At 63.6% G+C, this 8,483-nt stretch carries 5 protein-coding genes; all 5 read left to right on the top strand.

Translation table 11 applies throughout. The features are described from left to right. Positions 1 to 1,670: beta-phosphoglucomutase (pgmB, locus tag VK519_RS00235; protein WP_324346520.1), on the top strand; the 1,670-nt coding region annotated here is incomplete at its 5' end. Positions 1,671 to 1,703: 33 nt separating this feature from the next. Beyond that, positions 1,704 to 4,265, top strand: a complete 2,562-nt coding sequence (locus VK519_RS00240) for a TonB-dependent receptor (protein WP_324346522.1) — start codon at positions 1,704 to 1,706, stop codon at positions 4,263 to 4,265. Positions 4,266 to 4,368: 103 nt separating this feature from the next. Beyond that, positions 4,369 to 5,634: an MFS transporter gene (locus tag VK519_RS00245; protein WP_324346524.1), complete on the top strand. Its 1,266-nt coding sequence runs from the start codon at positions 4,369 to 4,371 to the stop codon at positions 5,632 to 5,634. An 82-nt stretch (positions 5,635 to 5,716) separates the two neighbouring features. Continuing rightward, the gene (locus VK519_RS00250; protein WP_324346526.1) at positions 5,717 to 7,246 is read left to right on the top strand and encodes a tannase/feruloyl esterase family alpha/beta hydrolase; all 1,530 of its coding nucleotides are present in this window, start codon (positions 5,717 to 5,719) and stop codon (positions 7,244 to 7,246) included. Next, positions 7,243 to 8,483, top strand: a 1,241-nt coding sequence (locus tag VK519_RS00255; RefSeq protein WP_324346528.1) for a glycoside hydrolase family 95 protein, incomplete at its 3' end; no start/stop codon positions are given. The genes VK519_RS00250 and VK519_RS00255, both read left to right, overlap by 4 nt.

An 8,483-nucleotide genomic window follows, 5' to 3' on the forward strand; every position in this document is an offset into this window, starting at 1 on the left:
GTGCCGAGATACTTTTCGAGACCGCGCGCGTATGGCGCGATGTAGGGCATTTCAGCGACCGCCACGACGGCGCGTTCTGCATCCACGAAGTAACCGGCCCGGATGAATATTCGGCGCTGGTGAACAACAACTTCTACACCAACCGCATGGCGCAGCGGCACCTGGCGGACGCTGCCGGCACGGCGCGCTGGATGGCCCAGGCGCATCCGGAACGGTTCGACGCGCTGGCCGCGCGCCTGGGCCTGACCGACTTCGAAGTGGCCCAGTGGCGGCAGGCGGCGGCCATGATGTACCTGCCCACGGACCCGGCGCTGGATATCTATCCGCAGGACGATGGTTTCCTCGACAAGCCGCGCCTGCCAGCGCACTTCCAGGACCACACCAACAAGCAGCCATTGCTGTTGCGCCTGCACCCGTTGACCATCTACCGCTACCAGGTGTGCAAGCAGGCCGATGCGCTGCTGGCGCTGATGCTTGCCGGCGAGCATGTGGGCGTGGCCGCCAAGCGGCGCAACTTCGACTATTACGAAGGCGTCACCGTGCACGACTCGACGCTTTCGGCGTCGACATTCGCGGTGATGGCGGCCGAAGTGGGCTATGCCGACAAAGCCTATGATTATTTCCTGGACACGCTGCGCGTGGACCTCGACGACCTGCATGGCAATGCAGCGCACGGTGTGCACATGGCTGCCATGGCCGGCAGCCAGCTGGCGCTGACCTGGGGCTTCGGCGGGTTGCGCGTGCGCCATGGCAAGCCGTCCCTAGCGCCGCAATTGCCCAAGGCATGGAATTACTACCGCTTCGGCCTGCATTGGCAGGGCTGCCATCTTCGCGTGGAAGTGGATCCCGATGGCGTGCTGTACACCCTCACGCGCGGCGAGCAACTTTCTTTCGCCCATGGCGGTGTACCGCAGACCCTCCAGGCCGGGCAATCCGTGCGCCTGGCACTGCCGGCGTTGCCGGCGCCGGCGCCGGCATTGGCCCGGCCGCTGAAGGCGGTGATCTTCGACCTGGACGGCGTGATCGCCGACACCGCCGTGGTGCACGATGCGGCGTGGAAGCGGTTGGCCGGCGAGATCGGCGTGTCGTTCGGCGAAGGCATGGGCGAAAGGCTCAAGGGCGTCGACCGCATGGGATCGCTCGACATCCTGCTGGAGAACGCCGGTCGTGCCTTCAGCATGGAGGAAAAATTCGCGCTGGCCGAGCGCAAGAACGACTATTACAAGGCCCAGGTGCAGGTGATGGGCCCGCACGATCTGCTTCCCGGTGCACGGCAGGCGATCGAAGCGGCGCGGCGCCAGGGGCTGAAGGTGGGCCTGGCGTCCGCCAGTCGCAATGCGCCGTTGTTGCTGGACCGCCTGGGCATTGCCAAGCTGTTCGACCATGTCGTCGATGCCGGCCTGATCGGCCATTCAAAGCCCCATCCGGAAATATTCCTTAGCGCGGCAAACGCCCTTGGCGTGGACCCGCAAGAGTGTCTCGGCGTGGAGGACGCCGCGGCTGGCATCGCCAGCATTCTCGCCGCAGGGATGGCGGCAGTGGGTATCGGCCAGCCCCACGTACTGGCCGACGCACACGTGGTGCTGTCGAGCGTCGCAGAACTCGACTTGAGTTTCATCAAACATATCAGGCGGGAAGAGAGCGCAATGTCGGCAACGCCGGCGATATAGCGCATTAGTAGTTAACCCTGGGGAGGATAGACCTTGAAATCGCAAACCAAACTGACCCGCCTCGTGTTGTCGGCAGCCATTGCCGCAACCCTGGCCTCCGGCGCCGCCATGGCGCAAGACACCAACGCAGCCAACCAACCGCCCGTCCCAGCCGCCGCTTCCCAGCCCGTGCCGCCGCCCCCCGAGGGGAAGGCGGATGCGTCGCAGGCCAAGCAGCTCGACCAGGTGGTCGTGACAGGTAACGCCGCCAACGGTGGCCTTAAGAAGATCGATACCAGCTACAACATCACCGTGGCCAACGAAGAGGCCATCAAGCTCGCCAATCCAAAGAGCACGGCGGATCTGCTGAAGATCTCCCCGGGCTTGTGGCCGGAATCCACCGGTGGCCAGACCGGCGCCAACATCGAGATCGCCGGTTTCCCAGGTGGTGGCGATGCGCCGTTCAACACGGTGCAGATGATGGGCTCGCCGCTGTACGGCTTCCCCACCTTGAGCTTCTTCGAGCAGACGTCGATTTTCCGCCTGGATGACACTGTCCAGCGCGTGGAGATCATCCAGGGCGGCCCGGCGGTGGTGTTCGCCGACGGCCAGATGGGCGCGTCGGAGAACTTCATCCTGAAGACGGGTACCGACAAGCCCTCGGGCAGCATCGGCGTGACCTACGGCAATGAAGGACTGTGGCGCGCCGACGGCTTCTATGGCTTCAAGGTGGCCGACCGTTGGTACGGCAGCATCGGCGGCTTCTACCGCAAGTCCGACGGCGTGCGCGATCCGCAGTTCGCCGCCGACAAGGGCGGCCAGTTGACCGCCACCTTGTCGCACGACATGGACAACGGCACGCTCACGTTCTGGGCGCGCGCGCTGAACGACAAGAACCAGTTCATCACGCCGATTCCGCTGATCCAGGACGGCACCCATAACTTCCGTTCGTTCCCGGGCTTCGACCCGCTTACCGATACGTATTACAGCAAAGACATCCAGCATGTGAACTTGCCCGGTTACCCAGGTGGCGGCACGAATGCCGACCTTGCCGATGGCCGCGGTGCAAAGGTGAATTTCGCCGGACTCAACTTCGACAATGACCTGGGCGATGGCTGGAGCATCTCCGATAAGTTCCTGGTGATGGGAGGCGATGTCGACACCAACGCCTTGTTCTCCGGTACCAACCCGGCATCGCTGGACGACAAGCTTTACAACCTGACAAGTAACTTCGGTGGCTTCGGGCTCCCCGCTGGTTCCGCCACGGCAACCTACAAGAATGGCGCGGCTGTCGACCCGAACCAGAGCGTGATCAGCCAGGGCTGGTGGTACATCCACAAGCACCTGCGCAACATGAACAACGACTTCCGCATCAGCAAGGAGTTGTTTGAAGGCAACACGCTGACCGCAGGCCTCTACGTGTCCAAGTCGTGGGACGATGACAAGTGGAACCTGGGCAACAACATGCTCATGACCAACACGCCCAATGCCAAGCCGATCGTGGTGAGCTACGTGGACGGCGGCGTGGTCAAGCAGCTGACCGATAGCCAGGGTTTCACCGACTACGGCAACTTCAACATCACCGAGCAGGGCCGATCGACCAACAAGGCGTTTTACCTGTCTGACTCGTGGCGCATTGGGCCGTGGCTGTTCGATCTGTCTGCCCGCACGGAGAACCAGGACGCCACGAACAAGGTCTGCAACCTGACCAACGTCAACCTGGACGGCAACCCCAATACGCTGTACGACAACGCCGTACCGGTGTGCAATGGCACCTACACCAAGCCGCATTACGACAAGACGCACACGGCCTATACCGGTGGCGCCAACTACGAGATCGCTCCAAACATGAGCGTCTACGTTCGCGCGAACAAGGGCTTCCACTTCTCGGACTTCGACAACGGCATCCGCGGCCAGAGCCCTATCGACAATTTCCCGCCGCTGCAGAAGCTGGAGAATTTCGAGGCCGGCTTCAAGTACCAGTCGGAGCTGTTCTTTGTCGACATGAGCGTCTACCGCAGGTTGTTCAGCGGCTTGCTGTTCACCCCGACGGACGTCAACGGCACACCGCTGGTGGGCCAGCAAGCGGTATACGGTTCGGATTCGAAGGGCGTGAACATCGCAGCGGCGGTCAGCCCGACCAAGGATTTCAAGGTCCAGGTGGTAGCGGCTTACCTCGACGGCAAGTATTCGCATTACAACGCCTGCATCCAGAACACCAACCTGGTCACGGGACAGACCACCTGTACCTTCATCAATGGCGTGCAGCTGCAGCGCCAGCCGACGTTCCGCTACATCGTGACGCCGAGCTACCACTTCCCGATGCCGTGGGGTGACATCACCGCGCAGGTGGCGTTCACGCGCGTCGGTCCGCACACGCAGGATCTTTCCGGCCTGCAGCAGCTGGGTACCTACAAGACCTGGGATTTCGCCATCGTGGCGAATATCCAGGAACACTGGCAGGTGCGCCTGCAGGGCACGAACATCACCAACGAACTGGGCCTGACCGAAAGCAACTCGCGCATCTTCGGTACGGCCGCAGGTTCGAACGGTGTGATCCTTGCCCGACCGCTTGAAGGCCGCGAGGTCAACGCGCAGGTGAAGTACCTGTTCTGATCATGTGGTGAAGTGCATCGCCCGGGCCGTCGTTGGAGACGGCCCGGGTTTTTTACGGGATGATGTTTGTCAGTCACGTTTCGCCACTTCAAGTCGAGGCGCCATGAGTCGCATCCGCATGTTCATTGCCCTGGCGCTCATCTACATGGTCTTTGCCGTGCTGCTCAACAGTGTCGGCGTAGTGATCCTGCAGTCGATCTCGAGCTTCGGCGTGGACAAGCCCGCGGCGAGCCTGCTCGAACTTTTCAAGGACTTGCCGATCGCGGTCACGTCCTTCCTGGTGGCCTCGATGCTCCCGGTACTGGGATACCGGCGGGCGATGATGCTTTCCCTTGCGCTCGTAGCCTGTGGTTGCGTGCTGATGCCGTTGTTCCCGGGTTTTCATACCACCGAGCTGATGTTCTGCTGCGTGGGCGTGTCCTTCGCGTTGGCCAAGGTGGCGGTGTACTCCTCAATCGGCCTGTTGACCAAAGACCGCGCCGAACATACGCGCCTGACCAACACCATCGAAGGCCTCTTCATGGCCGGCGTGCTCCTGGGCGGGTGGCTGTTCAGCGCGTTCATCGACGATGCATCGCCAACGAATCCGGTGTGGCTGAATGTGTATTGGGTGCTAGCCGCGATCTGCCTGCTGGTGGTTGGCCTGCTCGCCACTTCGCACCTGGACGAATCGGCGGCGCATGTCGATCCTGCGAAGGTGGTGCGTGGCTCACCGATGGAAATGTTCCGGCTGGCCGGCAAGCCGCTGGTGTATGTGTTCCTGATCTCGGCGTTTTTCTACGTGCTGATCGAGCAGAGCTTCAGCACGTGGCTACCCACCTTCAACAATGAAGTACTGAAACTGCCGCACGCGATGAGCATCCAGATGGCCAGCATCCTTGCCGGGGCCACGGCCGTCGGTCGCCTGGTGGCGGGCCAGGTGTTGCGCCGCGTGCACTGGCACCTTCTGCTGAACCTGTCTGTCGTGGGGATGGGCCTGCTGGTGCTGGTGGTGATGCCGCTGGCCCGCGGCGTAGCGATCGATTCCAATGTCGGCTGGCTGAGCGCGCCGATGGCGGCGTACCTGATCCCGATGATCGGCGTGTTGATGGCGCCGATCTACCCGGTGATCAACTCGGTGGCGTTGAGCTCGCTTCCCAGGCACGCCCATGCGTCGATGACGGGCCTCATCATTATTTTTTCGGCGCTGGGCGGCACGCTGGGTTCGCGTGTCACGGCCCTGGTGTTCGCGCATTTCAGTGGCATCACCGCTTTCTATTTCTCGCTGGTGCCGATGAGCCTGGTCCTGGTGGCACTGCATTTCTTCAAGCGCGAGACAGAGCGTGTGGGTTCGACCGGGCCGGTGGCGGTCGGCCTGGGCGCCAAATAGCACCGTGCCTGGGTCACCGGCCATGGTGAGCGCGAGTGGTCGGGTTGGCGGGCGACGCCCTGGAAGCGCGACTGGATGGGCCTTGCTGGCTCTCCTGATGCTCGTCACCGTGCCCGCGATGGCGGACGACGCTTGCCAGGCACTTGCAGGCGTGGCCCTTGCCCATGCCAAGGTTGAATCCGCAGCCGAGCAGCCGGGGGCGGGTTTCCCGGTCAAGGGAGATCGCCTGGCGGCACATGCTGGCGCACATTGCGCGGTACGGGTGGTGAGCCACCCCACGGCCGATTCGGACATCCACTTCGAGCTCTGGCTCCCGCCAGCGGACGCGTGGAACGGCAAGTACCTGCAAAAGGGCAGCGGCGGTTGGGGCGGCGAGGTATACACCTATGCGCTGGTAACGCCGCTCAACCGCGGCTACGCCACGGCAGTCACGGACGACGGGCACCTGGCCGATGGCACGGCCCGATTCACCGTGGGGCACCCGCAGAAGGTCCGCGACTTCGGCTACCGGGCCATCCATGAAACCTCTGTACTGTCACGACGCCTGATCGCCGCGTATTACCGGCGCGCGCTGCGCCATGCGTATTTCGTGGGATGTTCCGACGGTGGGCGCGAGGCGCTGATTCAGGCGCAACGCTTTCCCGACGACTTCAACGGCATCGTGGCCGGTGCGCCGGCCGCGCGCTGGAGCCACCTGATGACGGCCTTCGTGGCCAACGCCAGGCTGCTCGACGGCGCCCCGGTGCCCGTGTCGAAGCTGGCGGCAATCCAGAAAGCATCGCTTGCCTCCTGCGATGCGCTTGATGGTGTTCGCGATGGCATCGTGGATGATCCGCGGCGCTGTCGGTTCGACCCCGCCACCATCCAGTGCAAGGCTGGCGACAATGACGATTGCCTGACGGCCCAACAGGTGGCGACGGTTCGGACGCTTTACGCAGGCCCCGTGGATCCGGTGACCGGCGCACGCATCCATCCCGGCCTTGAGCCAGGCATGGAAGACGATGGCGGAAGCTGGCGGCTGTGGATTCTCGGTGGCGAGCAACGCAAGTTCGGCTTCAGCAACTTCGCAGATCTCGTGTACCAGGGACGCGGCTGGGACTCATCTGGCAGCGACATCCATCGAGACCTGGTGGAGGCGCAGGAACGCGAGGCGCCATACCTGGACGCGTTCAACCCGGACCTCCGGGCATTCCGGGCCCATGGCGGCAAGCTGTTGCTGTTCCACGGCTGGGGCGATGCCGCCGTGCCGCCGCGGAGCACAATCGAGTATGTCCAGGACGTCGGTAAATTCATGGCGCGTCATGGCGAGCCTGCGAATCTGGACGACTTCTCCCGCCTGTTCATGGTGCCTGGCATGGGCCATTGCTGGGGTGGACCGGGTGCGACATCGTTCGGCAACGAGGAAGTGCCACCTCCCGGCCTGCCGCAGGATGCCGACCACGACATCGTGATGGCGCTGGACCGTTGGGTGACCCAAGGCAAGGCACCGGAGCAATTGATCGCCACGCGAACGATTGAGCCGGTGGATTCGTCCGCCCGGACGCGCCTGTTGTGCAAATATCCCCAGGTCGCCCGGAACGGGCGCTGTATTGCTGCGGGAAATCCTCCATGACACGCCTATCGCGCCGCGCCTTCCTGCGCGGTGCCAGCTCGCTTGGGCTGCTGCCCCTGGTGCCGCGTGGTATCGCCCAGCCGGCATTGGTCACGCCGCCGCAAGGCGATGCCGCGGAAACCTTGCTCTGGTTCGCCCAACCCGCCAGTCGCTGGATCGATGCGTTGCCCCTGGGCAATGGCCACCTCGGTGCGATGGTCCACGGCGGCGTGGACGGCAACGCCTGGGAAGAACACCTGGCATTGAACGAAGACACGCTATGGTCGGGATACCCGCACGACGGCAATAACCCCGATGCCAGCGCCCATTTGCAACCGCTTCGCGATGCGGTACTCAAAGATGCGGACTACCATCTGGGTGACCGCATCGCCAAACAGATGCAGGGGCGATTCGCCGAGGCGTACCAGCCCCTGGCGGACCTGCGCATCAGCATGCGGCCGGCGTCCGTGGTGTCGGGTTACCGGCGTGAACTCGACCTTGACCGCGCCTGTGCCACGGTGCGCTATACCGCCGATGGCGTGGCGTACCGTCGTGATGTCTTCGCCTCCGCACCCGACCAGGTGATCGTGGTGCGCCTGGACGCCGACCGTGCGGGAAGCATCGATGCCACGATTGCGCTGGATGCGGCGCTCAAGGGATCGATCGGCGTGTATGCCGACGGGCGCCTGCAGTTGACGGGCAAGGCACCGTCGCACATCGGTGGCAATGGTCGTCCGATCACTCCCGATCCCGTGGAGAAAAGCCAGGCCGTGGGCGAGGGTATGTTCTTCGCAGCGACTCTCCGGCTGCTGCACGAGGGCGGTACGCTGGCGGTTGCCGGGTCTTCGCTGGTGGTCACCGGCGCCGACAGCGTAACGCTGGTGATCGGCGCCGCCACTGGATTCCGCAACGCGCGTAGCAGGCCCGACACGCCGCTCAACCAGGTGACGGCCAGGGCGTGGCATGCCGTGGGCGAAGCATGCAAACATTCGATGGATGTGCTCATCGATCGCCATGTCGCCGACCACCAGGCGCTGTTCCGGCGCACAAGCTTGCGCCTGGGCAAGCTAGCGCCATCGATCGATCCCACCGACCGCCGCCGCGCGAGGCTTGCCGACCGGCCCGATCCATCGCTGTTTGCGCTGTACTTCAATTACGGCCGCTACCTGCTTATCGCCAGTTCCAGACCCGGGTCGCAAGCGGCAAACCTGCAGGGGTTGTGGAACGACCTGGTGCGTGCGCCGTGGAATTCCAACTA

The organism is Pinirhizobacter sp. (assembly GCF_035317885.1).
Lineage (GTDB): Bacteria > Pseudomonadota > Gammaproteobacteria > Xanthomonadales > Rhodanobacteraceae > Pinirhizobacter.